Below are 20844 nucleotides of genomic sequence, written 5' to 3'. Positions count from 1 at the left end.
CCTTTTCCAAGGGCATCGGCTTTTATCTGAAGGCGCTGGCCGATCCGGAAGCGCTTTCCGCGATCTGGCTGACGCTGGTCACGGCGGCGATCTCGGTGAGCCTCAATCTGGTGTTCGGCGTCGCGGCGGCGTGGGCGATCGCCAAGTTCGAGTTCAGGGGCAAGACCTTGCTGATCACGCTGATCGACCTGCCCTTCTCGGTGAGCCCGGTGATTTCCGGTCTGGTGTTCGTGCTGCTGTTCGGCGCGCAGGGCTTTTTCGGCCGCTGGCTGATGGCGCACGGCATCCACATTTTGTTCGCGACCCCGGCGATCGTGCTGGCCACCACTTTCGTGACCTTCCCGTTCGTGGCGCGTGAATTGATCCCGCTGATGCAGGAACAGGGATCGCAGGAAGAAGAAGCGGCGATTTCGCTGGGCGCCTCGGGCTGGCGCACCTTCATGCTGGTCACGCTGCCGAACATCAAATGGGGATTGCTGTATGGCATCCTGCTTTGCAACGCGCGCGCGATGGGCGAATTCGGCGCGGTGTCGGTGGTTTCGGGCCATATCCGCGGCGAGACCAACACCATGCCGCTGCTGGTGGAAATTCTGTATAACGAATATCAGATGGTGGGGGCGTTCGCGATTGCTTCGCTGCTCGCTTTCCTGGCGCTGGTCACGCTGATCGTAAAGACCGTTCTCGAAGGCCATCTCGACGAAGGGCAGTCCGCACGTGACGATTGAAGTCCGCAATATCGTAAAGCAGTTCGGCGCGTTCAAGGCGCTGGACAATGTCGATCTCCGGGTCGCCAACGGCGAATTGCTGGCGCTGCTCGGGCCCTCCGGCTCCGGCAAGACCACGCTGCTGCGCATCATCGCCGGTCTCGACTGGCCGGATTCCGGCGAGGTATCGTTCGACGGCGAGAACGCGCTGGCGCGCGGCGCCGGCGAGCGCCATGTCGGCTTCGTGTTCCAGCATTACGCGCTGTTCCGCCACATGACGGTGTTCGAAAACGTCGCCTTCGGCTTGCGGGTGCAGCCGCGGGCGATCCGCAAGAACGAGGCGGCGATCCGCGCCCGGGTCAAGGAACTGCTCGACCTCGTGCAGCTCGACTGGCTGGCCGGCCGCTATCCGAGCCAGCTTTCCGGCGGCCAGCGCCAGCGCATCGCGCTGGCCCGCGCGCTGGCCATCGAGCCGCGCATCCTGCTGCTCGACGAACCGTTCGGCGCGCTGGATGCGAAAGTGCGAAAAGAGCTGCGGCAGTGGCTGCGCTCGCTGCATGAGGAGATCAACGTCACCTCGATCTTCGTCACCCATGACCAGGAAGAGGCGCTGGAAGTCGCCAACCGCGTGGTGGTGATGGACAAGGGCCGCATCGAGCAGATCGGCACCCCGGGCGACGTCTATGACAATCCGGCCACCGCCTTCGTGCATTCCTTCATCGGCGAATCCATCGTGCTGCCGGTCGATATCGCCGACGGCCATGTGAAACTCGGCAACAAGGTCCTGAACGTCGACGCCCATGGCGTCACCGGCCCGTCCAAACTGTTCGTGCGCCGCCACGACATGCAGGTCGGCCCGGTCGGCGAGGGCGCCTTCGAGGGCACCGTGCGCCGGGTCCGCACCTTCGGCCCGATCCAGCGCGCCGACATCGCTTTGAACGGCGAAGGCGACACCATGGTCGAGATCGACGCCCCCCGCGACCGCACCCTCGCCGCCGGCGACATCGTCAGCCTGCAGCCGCGCCGCTACCGGATTTTTGCCGGGAGGGAGTGACGGCGCGATGCTTCGTTCCCCCGGACGCGATGCAGCACGCAGGGCTGCTTCGCAGCCGGGGTCCCGGTTGCATCGCAGGAAGACCGGGATCCCGGCTCTGCGCGGCACCGTTTCAGACGATGCCGCGCATCGTCGCTCACGCTGCGGCGCGTCCGGGAAACATGGCGAGCCCCGGCGCCGATCGCTTGCCTCTATTCGTCGGCGCGTTCACCTTTCAGCCACGGTTGATGTGCAACAACCCGGCATGGACGGGGGATTGCCGATGTTGCGCGTGGCCACAGCCATTCTGGGACTTTTGCTGCTGGGCGGCTGCGCGGCGGATGTCGCCACGGTTCCCGACCAACCGACGATGTATCTCAGCATGGCCAATGGCGGCGCCAAGCTCGATCCGGTGGCCGCGGCCTCGATGATCTCGCTGTACCGCCAGAACAATGGCCTTGGCTCGGTCGTGGTCGATCCCGCATTGATGGCGCTGGCGGAAGAGCAGTCCACCGCGATGGCGAAGAAAAACAAGATGGACCATGACGTCAAGGCGCCGCTGGCCAAGCGCCTCAACGCCGGCGGCTATCCGGCGACGCTGGCCGTGGAGAACATCTCGGCCGGCTACCACACCATGGCCGAGGCCTTTTCCGGCTGGCGCGATTCGCCGCCGCACCGCGCCAACATGCTGAAATCCGGCGTGACCAAACTGGGCATCGCCGCGACCTATGCGCCGAATACCAAATACAAGGTGTTCTGGACCATGATCCTGGCCTCCACCGACGCCCGATAGGCGTACGGCGTGGATGCTGCCGCGCAGCATTCCCGTTGACGGAGCGGTAAAGCCGCGCCACGCTACCGGCTCCGTCCTCTCATTGATCGCAGGTGGACCATGGACTCTTCCGATCATGCCCCGATGAGCTCCGCCGAGGCGCACGCCACCGAGCCCGTCAAATCCCGTCGCGTGCTGGTGCTGCAGGGCGGCGGCGCGCTCGGTTCATACCAGGCCGGCGCCTATCAGGCCCTGTGCCACCATGATTTCGAACCCGATTGGGTGGCCGGCATCTCGATCGGCGCCATCAATGCCGCGATCATCGCCGGCAATCCCCGTGACAAGCGGATCGGCCGCCTCAAGGAATTCTGGGAAATGGCCTCGGCGCCGGTGCCGTGGAAGCCGATGCTGACCGGCGACCGCGCCCACACCGCCTTCGACAGCGCCTCCGCGGCGATGATCATGGCGTTCGGCGTGCCCGGCTTCTTCACGCCGCGGTTTCCGCCGGCGCAGATTTTCCCGTCCAGCCAGCTCGCCGCGATGAGCTATTACGACACCACGCCATTGCGCGCGACGCTGCTGCGGCTGGTGGATTTCGACCGCATCAATGCCGGGACGACGCGGTTCAGCGTCGGCGCCGTCAACATCGCGACCGGCAATCTGGATTATTTCGACAACACCAGTCGCAACGAGGACGGCTCGCGGAAGTGGACCATCGGCCCGGAACACATCATGGCCTCGGCCGCGCTGCCGCCGGGGTTTCCGGCGGTCCAGGTCGGTGAGGAGTTTTACTGGGATGGCGGCATTGCCTCCAACACCCCGCTGGATTACGTGCTGCAGGAAGAGACCAGACAGGACCTGCTGATCTTCCAGGTCGATCTGTTCAGCGCGCGCGGGCCGCTACCGGCGACGCTGCTCGATGCTGCCGAGCGCGAGAAGGACATCCGCTTCTCCAGCCGGACCCGCCTGAACACCGACAAGAACAAGAAGATCCACAACACCATCAAGGCGATTGGCGACCTGATTGCCAAACTGCCCGAGGAGCTGAAAAATGATCCCTCGGTCGCCTTTCTCAACGAGGTAACCAAGGAAAACACCGTCACCGTGGTGCATCTGATCTATCGCAGCAAGCTCTACGAATCCTCGTCGAAGGACTATAATTTCGCCCGCCTCAACATGATCGACCACTGGCAGTCCGGCGAGCGCGACGTGATGCTGTCGATGCGTCATACGGAATGGTTCGAACGGCCGCAGAATGGCGAGACCATGGTGACCCACGATCTGACCGAGGCCGACTACCAGAGCCTCGGCGCCGCCAATCCACTTTGAACGCATCAACAGGAGCACGTGAATGGCTAATCTCAAGGGCAAGACCGCGGTCGTCACCGGATCGACCAGCGGCATCGGTCTGGCCTATGCTCGCGCCTTTGCCGGCGCCGGCGCCAATATCGTGCTTAACGGCATGGGCACGCCGGAAGATATCGAGAAGGAGCGCGCCGCGATCGAGACCGATTTCGGCGTCAAGGCGATCCATTCGCCGGCCGACATGACCAAGCCGGCGGAGATCGCCGCGATGGTCGCGCTCGGCGAGACCAATTTCGGTTCGGTCGACATTCTCGTCAACAATGCCGGCATCCAGTTCGTGGCGCCGATCGAGGATTTCCCGGTCGAGAAGTGGGACGCCATCATCGCCATCAACCTGTCCTCGGCGTTCCACGGCATCCGCGCCGTGATCCCGGGCATGAAGAAGCGCGGCTGGGGCCGCATCATCAACACCGCCTCGGCGCATTCGCTGGTCGCCTCGCCATTCAAGTCGGCCTATGTCGCCGCCAAGCACGGCATCGCCGGTCTCACCAAGACCGCCGCGCTGGAACTTGCCACCCACAAGATCACCTGCAACTGCATCTCGCCGGGCTATGTCTGGACGCCGCTGGTGGAGAAGCAGATCCCCGATACCATGAAGGCGCGCGGCCTGACCAAGGAGCAGGTGATCCACGATGTGCTCCTGGAAGCGCAGCCGACCAAGGAATTCGTCACCTCCGAGCAGGTCGCCGCCCTGGCGCTGTTTTTGTGCGGCGACGATGCCTCGCAGATCACCGGCGCCAATCTGTCGATCGACGGCGGCTGGACCGCGGAGTAGGGCCTGGTCGTCGGTATCTTTTCGCTCTTGCTGTAATTGAAACATCACTCGTCGTGCGGTCATGCACGACGAGATGTGTGGCGGATGTGCAAGATTTCGACGGTCTCGCCTCGGGACTGATAAAAAATCCGAAACGGCTAGCGTACCACCGGCACGACACGAGTCCCGCGTCGTTGCGAAATCAGCTGGGCTGATTTGGGAGCGCGCGAGATCCGGTCGATGACCTCAAAAATCCGTTTTTCAACCATTCTGGAAACGCGCAAGCTGGCATGTTCAGTGTCGTGCGTCTCGATTTTTTCGAGATCGGCAAGAGCACGCCGCGAGATGACAACTTTCAGTCGCGCCGGAATTTTGCACGCACCGCGGCGATTTCGGCGTCGCTTGCAAATTCGCCGGCATCGAGTGAGGCTATTGCTTCATCGATCGCTTGCAATTCGTCTGCGCTGGCGATGTATTCGCCAGCCTTCAACTCAGTTTCGATCTCATTGGCACAGCGACCAACTCGTCCTGAGCCGATTCAGGCCAGGACTGGACGCGCTCCAGCAGACTCTTGAAATCGTGGTCGATCATCCAGCGAAATTAGCGTCAAACGCCACGTCGTTCCAGCCCGTTCAAGGGGACTTTTTCCCGAACGCCAGCACGTGCAGCCCGAGCCGGCGGCGCACGATCCAGAACAGCAGCACGGTCTCGAAGGCCAGCGCCAGCGAGGTCGCCGCCGCCGCGCCGTGGCCGCCATAACGCGGCACCATCTGCAGGCACAGCACGAGATTGATGGCGAAGGCGCTCGCATAGGCCATGGCGCAGATATTCTGGTGGCCGAGCATGTTGAGCAGCCGCTCCACCGGGCCGATCGCCGAGCGCACTACCAGGCCAATCGCGGCGATGAACATGATGTCGTAGCCGGCGACGAATGTCGGCCCGAACAGCGCAAGCAGCGGCTTCCCCACGGCCAGCAGAATGATGGTGGCGGCCAGCGACGGCCAGAACGTCCAGGCGATCGCATGCGTCACATAGGCGGCGAGCCGCGCCTTGTCGCCGCTGGCGTGATATTCCGTGAAGCGATGCGCCGTGGTCGCCGACATCGCGTAGTGAATGAAGGAGACCAGCGCCAGCGTCTTGACCACGGCGAAGTACACGCCGACTTCCTCGGACGGGCGAAACTGCCGCAGCACCAGCACGTCGGTGTAGGACAGCAGCATGTAGAAGCTCTCGACCAGCAGGATCGGCAGCGAGGTCTTCAGCCAGCCGCGATAGTCATAGGTCCGCGGGCCCGCGGGGAGATGCGCCTTGAGCCGGCGGTTCAGCACGATCATCTGCCCGAGCATCGCCAGCCAGACGGCGGCGACGCTGGCCATCATGGCGATGCTGGCGCCGAGCTGGAACCCGAGCGCGAAGGCGCCGGCGGTGAAGCCGACGATCAGCGATTGCCGGACGATGAATTGCGGCATCAGCCCGAGCCGCATCCAGTCATGCGAGCGCGCGATGCCGTCCTGGGTATTGGCGACGACGAAGGCCGGCAGCGTTAGGCAGCCCAGATAAAGCGGCACGATGCTGCCGGGGTCGATCGAGGGCGATATCAGCCTGACCAATCCGGCCAGTCCCAGCGCGATCAGCGTCGAGGCGGCGAAGGTCATCCATCGGCTGCCGCTGACAAAACCGCGCAGCCGGGCGTCGTCACCGCTGGCGCGGTATTCTGGAATGATTTTTTGCGCGGAGGCGGAGATGCCGAAATCCATCAGCGAGCCGAGCAGCAGCACCCAGGTCCAGACATAGACGTAGATGCCATAGTCGGAACCGCCCATCCAGCGCGCCAGCAGGATCTGCGACAGATAGGCCAGCCCGGCGCTGATGACGCGGATCAGGAAGATCGTGCCGGCGAGGCGGCGCGTCGTCGAGGCTTCGCCGCTGCCGGTAAATATCCGCCGCAGCCGCGCGATCGGACCGCCGGGCGGTACAGCAGATGCGGATTCCACGTCCATCACAGCCACTGCAAAGGTCCCTGGCCGCGCGCGGCGGCGATCCCCGGATGTAGCAATCAGACGTTAATTTCGGGTTGGGCGGAAAATATAGCGCTGTCGTTCCGGGATGCTCCCCGGCCGGCGAAGCTGGCGCGGCGCGGACCCGGAACCGCGACATGTTCCGCCACACCGGGCACCCCAGCCACTCCAATCGGAGTGGCTGGGGTTCGCTCGCGGCTGTGCCGCTCCCGCCCCGGAATGACGTTCAGTTCAGATTGACGTTGAACTCATAGGCCTTGTCGGCGCCGACCAGCGTCAGTTTCAGCGCGGCGCCGTCGGCGCTGGCGCCGGGCGGCAGGCCGTCGAGCTCGAAGCCGAAGCGCCGCACGCCAGCCGGGCTGTCGGGCCGCGGTTTGGGCACCGGCAGCGCCCATTCCGGCGTCGGGCCCTCGACAAACAGGCTCGGCGCGATGCCTTCCGGCGCCACCACATCGACGGTGACCTTGCGGCCGTCGCGCTTGACGTCGCGGATGCTCAGCGGATTGTTGTCGCCGATGGTGGCCGGCTTCGGCACGCTGTCCAGCGCCGCGGTCAGCGCGCTGTCCTCGGTGCTGGCGACGCTGGTGAAGGCCAGTTCGGCCTTGGCCTCGACCGGAATGCACAGCTTTTCGCACACCGCGTAGTCGATCTTGGCGCGCAGGGTCAGTGGCTTGCTGGCGTCCTTGGCGACCACGCGCAGGGGCAGGATCAACGCCTTCTTGTAACCCAGCGACTGACCGCCGGCGCCATCGTCGAACTGCTTCGGCGCCGGCCACAATACGGTGACCGAATCGACATTGTCGGATTTGGAAAAATCGAACCGCGGCGGCACGCCGGAATCGCCGGGGTTGCGCCAATAGGTATGCCAGCCCGGGGCGAGCTGGATGGCGATGCCGCCGAGCATCACCGGGCCGCTGCGCGAGCCAGCCATCAGCCGCAACTGGGAGTGGCTATCGATCTGCCACGGCGAGGCATCCTGCGCCTGCGCGGCCGAGCATAGGGCCGTTGCCAGCAGGCCAGCGACTAAACGTAGCGGAACGGAAGCGGTCATCGAACGTCCTTGAAGGTCGAAACAGTCTTAAACCCATTGAGCGGCTTGTGATCCGTTTTTTAGGCACGGCGCGGAAGCTTGATTGACACAACCGACACCCAATATCAGGATAGCAACAACATGAGAGCGCCTTGCTGATGGAACCCACTCGCAAGCGAACCCGAAAAATCCGGCCAAAATCGGCCACTGGCGCGACCAGTGCCGAGTCTTCCGGCAGCTATCTCGATGGCCAGTTATTGATCGCCATGCCGGTGATGGATGACGAGCGGTTTGCTCGCTCGGTGATTTACGTCTGCGCGCACTCCTCCGAAGGCGCGATGGGTATCATCGTCAATCGGCCTGCCGGTAGCATCGATTTCCCCGAATTGCTGGTGCAACTCGACATCATAGACAAGGTCGATGGCATCAAGCTCCCGGAAAGCGCCGAAACCATGAAAGTATTGAAGGGGGGCCCGGTCGAGACCGGCCGCGGCTTCGTGCTGCATTCCAGCGATTTCTTCATCGAGGATGCGACGCTGAACATCGACGATGGCATCTGCCTGACCGCGACGGTGGACATCCTGCGGGCGATCGCCAAGGGCGGCGGGCCAAAGCACGCCATTCTGGCGCTCGGCTATGCCGGCTGGGCGCCCGGGCAGTTGGAGAACGAGATCCAGGGCAATGGCTGGCTGCATTGCGCGGCCGATGACGACCTGATCTTCGGCGGCGATGTCGAGGCCAAATACCAGCGCGCGCTGCTCAAGATCGGCATCGAGCCCGGCATGCTGTCCACCGAAGCCGGCCACGCCTAGACCCTGATCGTACCGGATTGAAATCGGTCGCACCTGTCCCGGACGCGATGCGGCTCAACGTGCTGCTTCGCAGGGCCGGGACCGTATCAGGCAACGGCGTTTTTGGCGGTCCTGGCGCCGCGGCGCATGACGCCTCCCGCGGAGGCGCATCGCGCCGCGTCCGGGACGAGTGCCTGATCGCTATTACGGCGCGTGGGGGATTAGCGGGCAGGCGACCAGCACCGATCCCAGATTGGCACTCTCGATGTCGACGCAGGGCTGCGCCGGATCGACGCTCAGCCCGTAGGCCAGCAATAGATCGGGCTGAATGGTCCGCCCCTTGATGTGCAGTTCCCAATGGCCGCCCGGCAGCGGGTCAGCCAGTCCGGCGCGAATGCGGCGGTCGAACAACCCGCCCGGCAGGATCGGCAACGCCTGGTCGGCGAGCATATAGAAGCGAGAGCCGGCCGGCAGACGCGGCGCGATAAAGGATATCGGCTTGTCGAGCAGGAAGTAGGTCGCGGGCTGCGCCAGCCGGGCTGAAATCGCCGGCTGATATGGATCGGACCAGGGCCGGCGCCACCAGTCGGTGGGCTGTGTCCAGGCCGCCGCCACGGCGGCGATGGCGACGATCGCGATCTGGCTGTTCCGGCTCAAGCCGCTCGGTGATCGCGCCGCGGGGATGGCGCTGAGGATACGAACCAGCAGCAGCACGATGGCTGGCCCGGTCAGCAATTCCAGCGTGACGATATAGCGCTGGATCGCGAACAGCAGCAGCCACACCCCATAGGCAACCGCCATGAACAGCAGCAGCTGCAGGTCGCGGCGCGCCAGCCGCGCCGCCGCCGATTTGATCCGTGCCAGAATCGCGACGGGCACCAGGACGAAAAGCAGCGCGAAGCGCGCGTCGCGAAACGGCAGCTCCGAACTGCGGTTATCGCCGATCAGCCAGTAATAGGGATAGGCGAGGGCGTCGAGAATTCCACGCGCGATGAACTGGCGGTCGAGCAGGGTGATCGGCGGCATCTCCGGCGAGGGGAAGAAGCTGTTCAGCAGCGGAAACAGCGGATTGCCGAATTCGCGCCACAGCATCAGGCTCCAGCCGCCGCCGGTCAGCACGCCGCCGATCGCGCCGCCAAGGCCGAGCCAGAGCAATGCCCGCGGCGGCCGCGCTGCCGCCAGGGCCGCCGCGGCGAGGCCGAGTGCGAACACGATGTTGGTCAGCTTGAAACCGACCGCGAGGCCCACCAACAGCCCGGCCAGCAAATAGCGCCGCGGTTTCGGATCGTCAGCCGCCAGCATCAGCGCCAGTCCGGCGATAATGGGTATCGAGGTGATAATATCGGAAAAGCTGGTGCCGACTTCCGAGAGCGTCATCGGTCCCATCGCGGCGAGCAGCACCGCGGCGCCGATCGTCAGCGCGCCGGCCGCCGTGCCCAGCAGGAGCCGTGTCAGCCACCAGATCAGCGCCAGATTGAGCCCGTGTACCGCGCCGGCGATCATCCCGGCCATCACCGGCGGCAGTGCGTGGCGCAGCGCGTACCAGGGGAAATAGATCACGGGATTGAAATAGGTCTGGAAGCCCGGCGGCATGGCGTCGCGCGGGTAGCCGCCATGCAGCAGCGCCCAGACATTGTATTCGTGATAATTCTGCCAGTCCCAATTGGCGTCTTCGCCAAGCACCAGCGCATAGCCCGCGCCCAGCGCCATCGCGCCGACGACGATCGCGAGCGGCGCCTTGCCGCGCGGTGTGGCGGTGATAGCGGGTGAATTCTGGCCGGTCATCGGGATCCGTGGCTGCCTGTGAACGGATGCGACGGTCAAAGCTGCGCAGCGTCCGCGATGCTTACATAAGTAGTCAGGGAGTCTTGCATCTTCGCTAAGCAGCCAAGGTAGGTGGCGCCACGTCGCGTGCCGGTCAGCTCGCGGCCTCCAGCCGTTCCTCGGTCAGCAGCCGCATCGCGGCGTCGGCGTCCATCGGTTCGCCAAAGGCAAAGCCCTGGGCGTATTCGCAGCCGAGTTGATACAGCTCCACGGCATCCGAATCGGTCTCGACGCCTTCGGCGACGACATCCATGCCGAGATCGTGGGCCATCGCGATGATCGATTTCAGGATCACCGGGCGGGTGCCGCGGCTGGTGGTGCGGACGAAGGACTGGTCGATCTTCAGCGTGTCGAACGGGAAGCGCTGCAAATAGCTCAGCGAGGAGTGCCCGGTGCCGAAATCGTCGAGCGACAGGCCGGTGCCGAGCTCGCGGATCCGGTGCAGCATCTGGGCGGCATGTTCCGGATTTTCCATCACCAGCGATTCCGTCAGTTCAAGCTTCAGCGTGCCGCGCGCCACCGAGGAGCGCGACAGCACGGTGCGGATGTCGTGCAGCAGGTCGTGGCGCAGCAACTGCCGCGACGACACGTTGACGCTGGCGAAGATCGGCTCCGGCGAGCGCATCGCACGCTGCCAGATCGCCAGCTGCCGCGCGGTCTGGTCCATCACGAACATGCCGAGGTCGATGATCAGGCCAATCTCCTCGGCGATGGCGATGAACTCCACTGGCGACATTCGGCCGAGTTTGGGATGATCCCAGCGCGCCAGCGCCTCGAAGCCGGCGATCGAGCGATCTTCCAGCCGCACGATCGGCTGGTACAGGATGGTGATCTCCTGGCGCTCGATGGCGCGGCGCAATTCGGATTCCAGCGTCAACCGGTCGGTTTTTCGCGCGCGCATCGCCGGCTTGTAGACGTCGATGCGGTCGCCGCCGATCCGCTTCGAGTGGTACATCGCCAGCTCGGCGTCCTTGATGATCTCGTCGGTGATCTGCACGGCGGGATCGGACAGCGCCAGGCCGATCGAGGCGGTCAGGAAGATTTCGCGGTCGTTGAAGGCGATCGGGGCGCGGATGGTCTTGCGGATGGTCTCGGCGAAGGCGGTGATCCTGGCGGGGTCCTGCTCCGACATCAGGATCAGGCCGAACTGGTCGCCGGCGAGGCGAGCCAGCGTGTCCTGCGGTTTCAGGATCCGGGTCAGGCGGCGCGCCAGCGTCAGCAGGATGGAATCGCCGACCGCGATGCCGACGGAATCATTGACCTGCTTGAAGCGGTCGAGGTCGATCACCATCAAGGTCGGCCGCAGGTTTGGCATGGTGCGGGCAAAATTGGCGACGGCGCCAAGCCGGTCGATGAACAGTTTTCGGTTCGGCAGGCCGGTGAGGTTGTCATGCACGCTGTCGTGCAGCATGCGCTCTTCGGCGTTCTTGGCTTCGGTGACGTCGGTCAGGGTGCCGACCACGCGCGACACTTCGCCGTCGGAGCCGACCACCGGGCGCGCCTTCAACGCGAACCACATGAAATGGCCATCCGGGGTGCGCAGCCGGAAATCCTGCACCAGTCGGCCGCGGCGCTGGTCGAGCACGCTGTCGAGCGCGGCGCGGAAACGGTCCTGATCGAGCGGGTGCAGCACCTCGAGCCATTTGGCCGCCGGGCCTTCCAGCGTGCCGCGTTTCAGCCCGAGCAGGGCCTCGGTTTCCGGGCTGGTAAACACCTTGTCGGCGGAAACGTCCCAGTCCCAGATCAGGTCGCCGGAGCCGGTCAGCGCCAGCGCGCGGCGCTCGACGTCGGAGACGATGCCGGTGCTGGTGCCGCCGGCGAAGGCGTGCTGCATCACGGTGAAGCCGATCAGCATCACGATCAGCACCAGGCCGCCGAGCAGCGCCGGGCCGACAATGTCATTGGTGACGGAGCCGCCAACCGTCATGCCGGCGGCGATCACCCACACCACCAGCAGGAACCAGGTCGGGATCAGCAGCACCGCGCGGTCGAAGCCGTGGGTGGACAGGTAGACGATCAGGCCGAAGCCGGCGAAGGCGATCAGTACCAGCGACATCCGCGCGATACCGGAGGCGACCGCGGGATCGAACAGCGCCAGCGCCACCAGCGATCCCAGGAACAGCAGCCAGGCCAGCGTGATGTGCGAGTAGCGCACGTGCCAGCGGCTGAGATTGAGATAGGCGAACAGGAACACCAGCAGCGTCGCCGCCAGGATCGCTTCGCCGGAGGCGCGCCAGACCCGCTCGGCGCCGGACGACATGTCCAGCACCTTGCCCCAGAAGCCGAAATCGACGCCGATATAGACCAGTACCGCCCAGGCCAGGGCGGCGGCGGCGGGGAACATGATGCTGCCCTTGACCACGAACAGGATCGTCAGCACCAGCGCCAGCAGGCCGGAAATGCCGATCACGATGCCCTGGTAGAGCGTGAAGGAGTTGACCTTGTCCTTGTAGGCTTCCGGCTCCCACAGATAGAGCTGCGGCAGCTTGTTGGTCCGCAGCTCGGCGACAAAGGTGATCACCGCGCCGGGATCCAGCGTGACGCGGAAAATGTCGGCGGTGGCCGAGTCCTGCCGCTCCGGGCGGTCGCCGGTCGATGGCGTGATGGTGGCGATGCGCGACAGGCCGAGGTCGGGCCACAAGAGGCCGCTTGAGACGATGCGGTAATGCGGTGCCACGATCAGGCGGTCGAGCTGGTCATCGGTATTGTTGGCGAGCGCGAACACCACCCAGTTCTGGCCGGCTTCGCGGGCGCGCACCTCGATGCGGCGGACAATGCCGTCGGTGCCAGGCGCGGTGGACACCTGGATCCGGTCGGTTTCGCTGTGCTGATAGTCGAGGATCGCGGTGAGGTCGATGGCGGGCGCGTCACCGCGAACGCTGACGGCATCAACGGCACGGGCCTCGGAACCGGCAACGACAATCATGAGGCCGAGCGCGAGGGGCGCAAGCCACCTGATCAAACGCAATGTCATTACTCCGCTTTCAAGGAAAGGTCGGGCCCGGCCCCAAGCGGGCCGGGGCCCGCGCCCCGACGCGAGATAAATGACATGAAAGTGAGATGTTTCAAAGGCTTTACAGCCTCGATACAGCCCTAAACGACCAACACAATTTTGCCAATATGTTCGCTGGTCTCCATCCGCCGATGGGCATCCGCCGCTTTCTCGAGCGGAAAGCTCGAATCCATCACCGGTTTGACCTGGCCGGAGCGCAGCAGCGGCAGCACATTGGCCTCGATCGCCTTGACCATCGCCGCCTTGGCGGCCGGCGTCCGCGGCCGCAGCGTCGAGCCGGTGTGATGCAGCCGCTTGACCATCAGCTTGGCGAAATTCACCGTGGCCTTGGGGCCGCTGAGGAAGGCGATCTGGACGATGCGGCCGTCAAACGCCGCGGCCTCGTAGTTCTTGTCGATATAGTCGCCGCCGACCATGTCGACGATCAGCTCGACGCCGGCGCCCGACGTGATCTCCTTGACGCGGGCGACGAAGTCCTCGGTCTTGTAGTTGATGGCGTAATCGGCGCCGAGCTTGAGGCAGGCCTCCGCCTTGGCCTGCGAGCCGACGGTGACGATCACCTTGGAGCCGAACGCCTTGGCGAGTTGGGTCGCCATCGTGCCGATGCCGGACGAGCCGCCATGAATCAGCAGAGTCTCGCCGGGCTGCAGCCCGCCGCGCTCGAAGACGTTGTGCCAGACGGTCATCAGGGTCTCGGCGGTGGCGCCAGCCTCGGTCATCGAGAAACTGTCGGGCACCGTCATCGCCTGCGCGTCCGCCGCGATGCAATATTGCGCATAGCCGCCACCAGCCACCAGCGACATCACCTTGTCGCCGATCTTGTGCCGGGTCGCGCCTTCACCGAGCGCCACCACCTCGCCGGAGATTTCCAGGCCGGGCAGGTCGCTTGCTCCGGGCGGCGGCGGATAGGCGCCGGAGCGCTGCGCGATGTCCGGACGGTTGACGCCGGCGGCGGCGACCTTGACCAGGATGTCGCCCGGGCCTGGCTGCGGCACCGGCCGCGTTTCGGGGATCAGTACTTCGGGTCCACCGAAGGTGCTGATGCCGATGACGGTCATTTGCGCGGGCAGCTTTTCCATGATTTGTCCTTGCGACAGCGAGAGTGGCATTGCCAACTGATTAGACAGCCCGGTGAAGACTGGCAACCGCGCCCCGTTGAGCGACAAGGCAAAATCATGGCGACCGATGACGACGACAAGCCGAAGAAAAAGATCAGCCACGAGATCGGCCAGGATCTGACGCTATTGTCGGTCGAAGAACTGGCCGAGCGGATTGCCTTGCTCAACGGCGAGATCCAGCGTCTGCAATCCAGCATGCAATTGAAGCGTGCGACAAGGGATGCCGCCGACCGGTTTTTCAAGAGTTGAGGATGATCGGGTAGGGCCCGTTCCCCGGATGCGATGCAATACGAAGTATTGCTTCGCAGAGCCGGGGTCTCGGTTGTCGCCGCGCGTCCGGGACACGAAGCTCTCTCCGCCGTCATTGCGAGGAGCGGAGCGACGCGGCAATCTAGAAAGCCATAAGCGAAGACTGGATTGCTTCGTCGCAAGGGCTCAGGGGAGAGCCAATTGGCTTTGCCTGACCTCGCAATGACGGGGCGGGATTTGCGAGTGGTTTCCATTCGCAGGGCGAGCTCTGGCAGAGTCCCGTTTTGATACACTTCGACCATCGCTGGATGGCCAACAAAATCTTACAAAAACCGCTCATTTACCCGCAATTAAGCTTTCTCGCATATTACTTAAATCGTCCTTGTTTGGACACCGAGTGGCTCCTGTCCACTCTGTTTGACGCCTCCCTGTTATCAACTTCAAAGCCGCCGGAAACGGCGGCTCTTTTTTTTTGGTTACCATAAACACTTCTTTAATTTTCCACCGCTGGACTCTCCGCCCCGCACGCGCAATGATTTGTTCATCATAAAGCCGGCCGCGACTTCAGAGCGGGCTGCGAAACAAGTGGCGTGAGGCGTTAACTATGTCGGACCTTTTGCACAGCGAACCCGCGCTCGTCCAGTTCAGCGAGCGGCTGACCAATTCCGCGGCGTTCGCGACGCTGTTCCGCGAGGGCATGGACCTGGTCGAGGAGACCGCGGCCTATCTCGATGGCGCCGGGCGCTCCGAGGCCAAGGCGCTGGACCGCTCCGTCAGCCTGACCTACGCCACCGAAAGTATGCGGCTGACCACCCGGCTGATGCAGCTGGCGTCCTGGCTGCTGCTGCACCGCGCGGTCAAAGAGGGCGAAATGACGCTCAACCAGGCCAACCGCGAAAAGACCAAGGTCAAGCTCAGCGCCGCCGATCCGAGCCCGAACGACATGGTCGGCAAATTACCGGAGCAGTTGCAGGTGCTGATCACGCGCTCGATGACGTTGCAGAGCAAGGTGCGCCGCCTCGACGTCTCGATCCATGCCTCGACGGCCGAGCGCGCCGCGATCGGCAATCCGCTGGTGCCGCAGATGAACCGGCTGAAGGCCGCGTTCGAGCGCTAGGCGCCCCCAACTAAGTCGGTTCTCCGACAGTCCCGCATGCGCTAGGCTGCGCGTTCGGAACGGGGACATCGACATGGCGGCGGATATCAGGGCGTTGACGGGCGTGCGCGGCGTCGCCGCGGCGATCATCGTGGTCTATCATTTCGGCGATGTTCAGCTCTCGACCGGCGGTACCGCGTCGTATTTCCGGATCCCGTTCGGCTACCTGATCGTCGACCTGTTCTTCATGCTGTCCGGCTATGTGATGGCGCTGACCTATCGCGACGCCTTCGCGCATCTTACCCGGGCAAAATTCGCCACCTTCATGCTGAAGCGCGTGGCGCGGCTGTATCCGGCGTATTTCATCATCGGCCTGTTCTATCTGGCCAAGATCGCCGCCGGCCTGTCCGGGGAAACGCTGGACATGTATTCGGCGTGGGACTGGATCGGCAACCTGCTGATGATGTCGGGCTGGGGTCTGTACATCTATCCGGTGATCGGCGTCGCCTGGGCCGCGAGCGCCGAGATGGGCTCCTATCTGCTGCTGCCGATCCTGATGGCCTTTACCTTGCGCAAGAGCGCGTTCACGGCCGTGCTGGCGGTCGTTGTGGCCCTGGTCGCGATCTATGCCGTCAGTGTCAGCGGTCGCGGCTCCGGCGGCCCGCTCGACGTCGTCAATGGCAATTCGTTCTACCCGCTGCTGCGCGCGGTGGCCGGCTTCACGCTGGGGCTGGCGATCTTCCGCTTTGCCGGGATCATCGACCGGTTGTCGATGGCGATGCAGGACGCGCTGGTGATCGGTATCCTGGTCGCGATGGCGATGGTTGGGCTGGCGAGCCGCGGCGACCTGCCGCTGTATCTGCTGTTCATTCCGTTGGTCGCGGTGCTGTCGCGTGACGGCCGCGCCGCGCAGGCGCTGTTCGGCAACGCACTGGTCTACCGGCTCGGCATCATCTCCTACTCGATCTATCTGATCCATCCGCTGTTCATCAGCTTCGCGGTGCGGACCTGGCGGTATTTCGGCGAGACCGAAGCGGTCTATATCGGCGCCGCCGGCGTCTGCGTTGCCGCGATCTGGGGTCTGTCGGAACTGAGCTACCGATTCGTTGAAATGCCCGGCCGCAAGGCGATCGTCGACGGGTTTGGTCCGAACAAGGATCATCCGCGCGTGGTCGGCGCCTGACATCGGTCCCCGGCTTCATTGCGGCGAGGAGCTTGAGCCCTTCACAACGAAAAACGCCCCGCGAAGCGGGGCGTTTTCGCAGAAATCCCGACGATCAGGCCGAAGCCGCCTCGTCCTTGGCCGGCTCGTCCTTCTTGAGGAAGCCGGAAAACTTCTTCTGGAAGCGCGACACGCGGCCGCCGCGATCGAGCATCTGGGCGGAACCGCCGGTCCACGCCGGATGGGTCTTGGCATCGATGTCGAGGTTCAGCTTGTCGCCCGCCTTGCCCCAAGTCGAGCGGGTGTGGAACTCGGTGCCATCGGTCATGACAACGGTGATGGCGTGATAATCGGGGTGAACATCGGCTTTCATGGCAATTCCTTCGGCGCGCTAGCGCCTGCATATCGGCGTAAGAGGGACAGATTTAATCGCTCTATATCGCAGGAATGCCGTCAAGACAAGGATGGTTAGATCAATTGCCAGCCGGGGTCCGGGGGCCTATCTGAGGCAGGCATCCGAGGTTGATGGAAATCATGAGCGCAGTCGAACGGCTAGACGTCCCCCGCGGCCCAAATCCCCTGGCTCCGCAGCCAGAACCGGTACTTCCCGAACCCTCTCTGGTCGATGCAGTGGTCGATGTTCCGGCGCCCAGCCGGGCCAAATTGAAGCCGCTGCTGGCGCTGGCGCCCTATGTCGGCCGCTATCGCGGCCGCGCGGTGCTAGCGCTGATCTCGCTGACGGTCGCGGCGCTGACCACGCTGGTGGTGCCGATCGCGGCGCGCCGCATGATCGATTTCGGCTTCAGCCCCGAAGGTATCGCGCTCATCAACAGCTATTTCAGCGTGATGATCGCGGTGGTCGCGGTGCTGGCCGGCGCCAGCGCCTCGCGTTATTACCTGGTCATGACCATCGGCGAGCGCATTGTCGCCGATCTGCGCCGCGATGTGTTCGCCCATCTCACCGCGCTGTCGCCGGCGTTTTTCGATTCGTCGCGTTCCGGCGAGCTGGTGTCGCGGCTCACCGCCGACACTACCCAGATCAAATCCGCCGTCGGCGCCTCGGTGTCGATCGCGCTGCGCAACATCGTGCTGTTTCTCGGCGCCGCCTCCATGATGGTGATCACCAGTCCGAAACTGTCCGGCTTCGTGCTGGCGGCGATTCCGCTGATCGTGATTCCGTTGGTCGCGTTCGGGCGCTGGGTGCGCCGGCTGTCGCGCGAGGCGCAGGACACGCTGGCGGAGGCCTCCGCCTATGCCGGCGAACTGGTCGGCTCGATCCGCACCGTGCAGGCCTACACCAATGAAGGCCTCGCCAATGCCCGTTTCGGCGGCGGCGTGGAGCGGTCCTATGCCGCCGCGGTCAGCACCACGCGCGCCCGCGCCGTGTTGACCGCGATCATCATCTTCATCGTGTTCTCCAGCGTGGTCGGTATTCTCTGGGTCGGCTCGCATGACGTGCTGATCGGCTCGCTGACGCCGGGCCGGCTCGGCCAGTTCGTGCTCTACGCGGCGTTCGCCGCTTCCAGCCTCGGCCAGCTCAGCGAAGTCTGGGGCGAGGTCTCGGCCGCGTCCGGCGCCGCCGAGCGACTGTTCGAAATCCTCAACGTCAAATCCGACGTCGAGGCTCCCGCCAAGCCGCTTGCGATGCCGCGGCCGGCGCGCGGCGACGTGGTGTTCGACCATGTCAGCTTCGCCTATCCGACGCGGCCCGACATCCTGTCGGCCGACGACGTCTCGCTTTCGGTGAAATCCGGCGAGAAGGTCGCCATTGTCGGGCCCAGCGGCGCCGGCAAGAGCACGCTGTTTCATCTGCTGCTGCGGTTCTACGATCCCAAGGGCGGCGTGATTTCGTTCGACGGCGTGCCGGTCCGCGACGCCGATCCGCGGGAGCTTCGCCAGCGCATCGCGCTGGTGGCGCAGGATTCCGTGGTGTTCGCCGCCACCGCGCGTGAAAACATCCGCTTCGGCCGGCCCGGTGCCAGCGATGCCGAGGTCGAGCACGCCGCCAGTCTCGCCCATGCCACCGAATTCATCGGTCGCCTGCCGGGCGGGTTCGACGCCGAGCTCGGCGAGCGCGGCGTGACGTTGTCCGGCGGCCAGCGCCAGCGCATCGCGATCGCCCGCGCCATCCTGCGCGACGCGCCGCTGCTGCTGCTCGATGAAGCCACCTCGGCGCTCGACGCGGAATCCGAGACGCTGGTGCAGACCGCGCTGGAAGAGCTGATGAAGCATCGAACCACGCTGGTAATCGCGCATCGCCTCGCCACCGTGCTGTCCTGCGACCGCATCCTGGTGATGGAGCAAGGCCGCATCGTCGAGCAGGGTACCCATGCCTCGCTGGTCGCCGCGGGCGGGTTGTATGCGCGGCTGGCGCGACTGCAGTTCGGGGTGTGAAGGTTTTTCTCGCCCGACCAGCCGCGACGGGATCCACGGTCGCCGGTATTGGCCTGGCGGACTGGTTTAAATACCAAGTGAATCGATGAAGGCCTTCTCGGCGAGCGAGGCATATCGCTCCTTGTGGCGAAGCAATGTGAAGGACCGCTTCGGAAGATCGATCTTGAGGCGATAAAGCGTCTTGGCATCGAGCGAAGGCTTAGCAACCAGATCCGAGATGGCGGTCGCGCATTCACCGGCCTCGATCGCGGTCCTGATTGCCTCATTCGACGGAAGCTCAAGGGAGACTTTCAGATCAGCGATCTTGAGGCCGTGTTTGCGAAGGCCTTGTTCAAACATGGCTCGCGTGCCCGAGCCGGGTTCTCGCAAGATCCAGCATGTACTGGTCAGATTTCTGGTCGTCACGCGGTTGGACCGGGCCAGCGGATGAGTCTTGCCGACAACGACGACCAGCGCATCACCCTCGAATTTCCGGACCTGAAGAGTCTGATCCTTCACGTCGCCTTCGACGAAGCCGAAATCCATGTTGCCGTGATGCACAAGTTGGGCGACCTGCTCGGTATTGGCAATCGCCATTCTGATATCAATTCCCGGATACGCGATCTTGAACCTCTGGATACGTGCCGGTAGCCAATAATTTGCCACCGTGTGGCTGGCGGCGATGGACAGCGACCCACGCTTTAATCCCGCGAGATCGTCGAGTACCCGAGATGCGGCTTTGGCTCGTGTGACCACCGCGCGGGCTTCGACCAGAAACTGTCGGCCGATCTGCGTGAGCACGATACCTCGCCCGACGCGATCGAAGAGCTTGATACCATAGCGGGATTCGAGAGCGGCGATCGCCGCGCTCGTCGCGGATTGCGTGAGATTAAGCTCGATCGCGGCTCGCGTGACGTGCTGTCTCTCCGCGACCGCGATGAATATACGCAATTGCTCAAGCGTCATGCGAAGCCGCTCGCAGATACAAGGTCGTCGATGTCGTCATGCATCCGCGATCATTCGGTTCAGAAGTGGTGGAATCATTGGCGCCACGGGACGTCTTGTCGTGACACGCGGGGACCACGGTAAAAAGTATCGTATCCCGATGGCAATTGGAACCGGCTTTGCCCCTGCTCAGCGGTGTACGCTCCTAACGGTCACATGCAGCCCAAGCGTTCAGATCACACCGCCGACCAGCGCCGGACGCCGCGCGAAGTCGTGTCACGTTGAGCGCCGTCATAGGACGCGATTTGAGAAGTGCGGTCGGCTCGGCAAGCCGCGTCCGGATCGTCAAGACCACGCCCCCTTCGACTTCGCGGTGTGACCTCGGTCCTGCGAGTTTGCTCATCGCAATGCGCGAATGATCATTCCAGAACGACGGAGCGTATCGTGACACATCGAAAAAATCGATCAATCCAAGTCGTACAATCAATTGGATAACTCAATTCATCGAAGCTAGGTTTCACCCATCGGAACCAACGCATGCCTATGACATGGTTCGAAAGGGCGAACCTTTCCGCCCACACCCTCATTGAGGCTGAT

At 64.0% G+C, this 20844-nt stretch carries 18 protein-coding genes; 10 read left to right on the top strand and 8 right to left on the bottom strand.

All coding sequences use genetic code 11. From position 1 onward, the window contains the following. The 5 genes from cysW to Q0S16_RS12670 all read left to right on the top strand — a co-directional run. On the top strand, positions 1–725 hold a 725-nt coding region (gene cysW, locus Q0S16_RS12690; RefSeq protein ID WP_295848710.1), incomplete at its 5' end, for a sulfate ABC transporter permease subunit CysW. Then, on the top strand, positions 715–1758 hold the full coding sequence (locus Q0S16_RS12685) for a sulfate ABC transporter ATP-binding protein (RefSeq protein WP_295848707.1): 1044 nt from the start codon (positions 715–717) through the stop codon (positions 1756–1758). The genes cysW and Q0S16_RS12685, both read left to right, overlap by 11 nt. Before the next feature lie 262 nt (positions 1759–2020). Then, on the top strand, positions 2021–2530 hold the full coding sequence (locus Q0S16_RS12680; protein ID WP_295848705.1) for a CAP domain-containing protein: 510 nt from the start codon (positions 2021–2023) through the stop codon (positions 2528–2530). Positions 2531–2653: 123 nt separating this feature from the next. Beyond that, the gene (locus tag Q0S16_RS12675) at positions 2654–3838 is read left to right on the top strand and encodes a DUF3734 domain-containing protein (RefSeq protein ID WP_295848723.1); all 1185 of its coding nucleotides are present in this window, start codon (positions 2654–2656) and stop codon (positions 3836–3838) included. A 22-nt stretch (positions 3839–3860) separates the two neighbouring features. Further along, a complete protein-coding gene (locus Q0S16_RS12670) occupies positions 3861–4649 on the top strand; it encodes a 3-hydroxybutyrate dehydrogenase (RefSeq protein WP_295848704.1) in 789 nt (262 codons plus the stop codon). A 334-nt stretch (positions 4650–4983) separates the two neighbouring features. On the opposite strand, the gene Q0S16_RS12665 is transcribed toward Q0S16_RS12670, so the two are convergent. The 3 genes from Q0S16_RS12665 to Q0S16_RS12655 all read right to left on the bottom strand — a co-directional run bounded on the left by Q0S16_RS12665 (position 4984) and on the right by Q0S16_RS12655 (position 7697). After that, a complete protein-coding gene (locus Q0S16_RS12665; protein WP_295848702.1) occupies positions 4984–5118 on the bottom strand; it encodes a hypothetical protein in 135 nt (44 codons plus the stop codon). A gap of 142 nt (positions 5119–5260) precedes the next feature. Beyond that, positions 5261–6637, bottom strand: coding sequence for a lipopolysaccharide biosynthesis protein (locus tag Q0S16_RS12660; protein WP_295848700.1), 1377 nt, complete (start codon positions 6635–6637; stop codon positions 5261–5263). 235 nt (positions 6638–6872) lie between these two features. Next, positions 6873–7697 carry a protein-disulfide reductase DsbD domain-containing protein gene (locus Q0S16_RS12655; protein ID WP_295848698.1) on the bottom strand — a complete coding sequence of 275 codons (825 nt, stop codon included), beginning with the start codon at positions 7695–7697 and terminating at the stop codon, positions 6873–6875. A gap of 137 nt (positions 7698–7834) precedes the next feature. Here Q0S16_RS12655 and Q0S16_RS12650 point away from each other — a divergent pair, with 137 nt between their 5' ends. Further along, positions 7835–8488, top strand: a complete 654-nt coding sequence (locus tag Q0S16_RS12650; protein WP_295848696.1) for a YqgE/AlgH family protein — start codon at positions 7835–7837, stop codon at positions 8486–8488. Between the two features lie 183 nt (positions 8489–8671). Here the strand turns inward: Q0S16_RS12650 and Q0S16_RS12645 are convergent, their stop codons facing one another. The 3 genes from Q0S16_RS12645 to Q0S16_RS12635 form a co-directional block, all read right to left on the bottom strand. Next, positions 8672–10252, bottom strand: coding sequence for a glycosyltransferase 87 family protein (locus Q0S16_RS12645; RefSeq protein WP_295848694.1), 1581 nt, complete (start codon positions 10250–10252; stop codon positions 8672–8674). 133 nt (positions 10253–10385) lie between these two features. Next, entirely contained in the window at positions 10386–13259 is a 2874-nt protein-coding gene (locus Q0S16_RS12640; RefSeq protein WP_295848692.1) for an EAL domain-containing protein, read from the bottom strand. Positions 13260–13384: 125 nt separating this feature from the next. Next, on the bottom strand, positions 13385–14383 hold the full coding sequence (locus Q0S16_RS12635) for an NAD(P)H-quinone oxidoreductase (RefSeq protein WP_295848678.1): 999 nt from the start codon (positions 14381–14383) through the stop codon (positions 13385–13387). Positions 14384–14479: 96 nt separating this feature from the next. Here Q0S16_RS12635 and Q0S16_RS12630 point away from each other — a divergent pair, with 96 nt between their 5' ends. The 3 genes from Q0S16_RS12630 to Q0S16_RS12620 all read left to right on the top strand — a co-directional run bounded on the left by Q0S16_RS12630 (position 14480) and on the right by Q0S16_RS12620 (position 16950). Continuing rightward, positions 14480–14671 carry a DUF1192 domain-containing protein gene (locus Q0S16_RS12630; RefSeq protein ID WP_295848676.1) on the top strand — a complete coding sequence of 64 codons (192 nt, stop codon included), beginning with the start codon at positions 14480–14482 and terminating at the stop codon, positions 14669–14671. A gap of 604 nt (positions 14672–15275) precedes the next feature. Beyond that, a complete protein-coding gene (locus tag Q0S16_RS12625) occupies positions 15276–15788 on the top strand; it encodes a DUF1465 family protein (protein WP_295848674.1) in 513 nt (170 codons plus the stop codon). Positions 15789–15861: 73 nt separating this feature from the next. Next, positions 15862–16950: an acyltransferase gene (locus tag Q0S16_RS12620; protein ID WP_295848672.1), complete on the top strand. Its 1089-nt coding sequence runs from the start codon at positions 15862–15864 to the stop codon at positions 16948–16950. A 94-nt stretch (positions 16951–17044) separates the two neighbouring features. On the opposite strand, the gene rpmE is transcribed toward Q0S16_RS12620, so the two are convergent. Further along, positions 17045–17302 (bottom strand): 50S ribosomal protein L31, encoded by a 258-nt coding sequence (rpmE, locus tag Q0S16_RS12615; RefSeq protein WP_295848670.1) that lies wholly within the window; start codon positions 17300–17302, stop codon positions 17045–17047. A 161-nt stretch (positions 17303–17463) separates the two neighbouring features. Between rpmE and Q0S16_RS12610 the strand changes: the two genes are divergently transcribed. Beyond that, entirely contained in the window at positions 17464–19323 is a 1860-nt protein-coding gene (locus Q0S16_RS12610; protein ID WP_295848668.1) for an ABC transporter ATP-binding protein/permease, read from the top strand. 66 nt (positions 19324–19389) lie between these two features. Here Q0S16_RS12610 and Q0S16_RS12605 read toward each other — a convergent pair whose 3' ends face one another. Then, entirely contained in the window at positions 19390–20268 is an 879-nt protein-coding gene (locus Q0S16_RS12605; protein WP_295848667.1) for a LysR family transcriptional regulator, read from the bottom strand. Between the last annotated feature and the right edge of the window lie 576 nt (positions 20269–20844).

This window comes from Tardiphaga sp. (assembly GCF_025356345.1).
Lineage (GTDB): Bacteria > Pseudomonadota > Alphaproteobacteria > Rhizobiales > Xanthobacteraceae > Tardiphaga.
This window is presented reverse-complemented; position numbering and strand designations above follow the sequence as displayed.

Bases quoted from the DNA above. Each gene is read 5' to 3' on its own strand.
- Q0S16_RS12680 (WP_295848705.1), top strand. From the start codon at position 2,021: ATGTTGCGCGTGGCCACAGCCATTCTGGGACTTTTGCTGCTGGGCGGC.
- Q0S16_RS12675 (WP_295848723.1), top strand. From the start codon at position 2,654: ATGAGCTCCGCCGAGGCGCACGCCACCGAGCCCGTCAAATCCCGTCGC.
- Q0S16_RS12670 (WP_295848704.1), top strand. From the start codon at position 3,861: ATGGCTAATCTCAAGGGCAAGACCGCGGTCGTCACCGGATCGACCAGC.
- Q0S16_RS12655 (WP_295848698.1), bottom strand. From the start codon at position 7,697: ATGACCGCTTCCGTTCCGCTACGTTTAGTCGCTGGCCTGCTGGCAACG.
- Q0S16_RS12650 (WP_295848696.1), top strand. From the start codon at position 7,835: ATGGAACCCACTCGCAAGCGAACCCGAAAAATCCGGCCAAAATCGGCC.
- Q0S16_RS12645 (WP_295848694.1), bottom strand. From the start codon at position 10,252: ATGACCGGCCAGAATTCACCCGCTATCACCGCCACACCGCGCGGCAAG.
- Q0S16_RS12635 (WP_295848678.1), bottom strand. From the start codon at position 14,383: ATGGAAAAGCTGCCCGCGCAAATGACCGTCATCGGCATCAGCACCTTC.
- Q0S16_RS12630 (WP_295848676.1), top strand. From the start codon at position 14,480: ATGGCGACCGATGACGACGACAAGCCGAAGAAAAAGATCAGCCACGAG.
- Q0S16_RS12625 (WP_295848674.1), top strand. From the start codon at position 15,276: ATGTCGGACCTTTTGCACAGCGAACCCGCGCTCGTCCAGTTCAGCGAG.
- Q0S16_RS12620 (WP_295848672.1), top strand. From the start codon at position 15,862: ATGGCGGCGGATATCAGGGCGTTGACGGGCGTGCGCGGCGTCGCCGCG.
- rpmE (WP_295848670.1), bottom strand. From the start codon at position 17,302: ATGAAAGCCGATGTTCACCCCGATTATCACGCCATCACCGTTGTCATG.
- Q0S16_RS12610 (WP_295848668.1), top strand. From the start codon at position 17,464: ATGAGCGCAGTCGAACGGCTAGACGTCCCCCGCGGCCCAAATCCCCTG.
- Q0S16_RS12605 (WP_295848667.1), bottom strand. From the start codon at position 20,268: ATGACGCTTGAGCAATTGCGTATATTCATCGCGGTCGCGGAGAGACAG.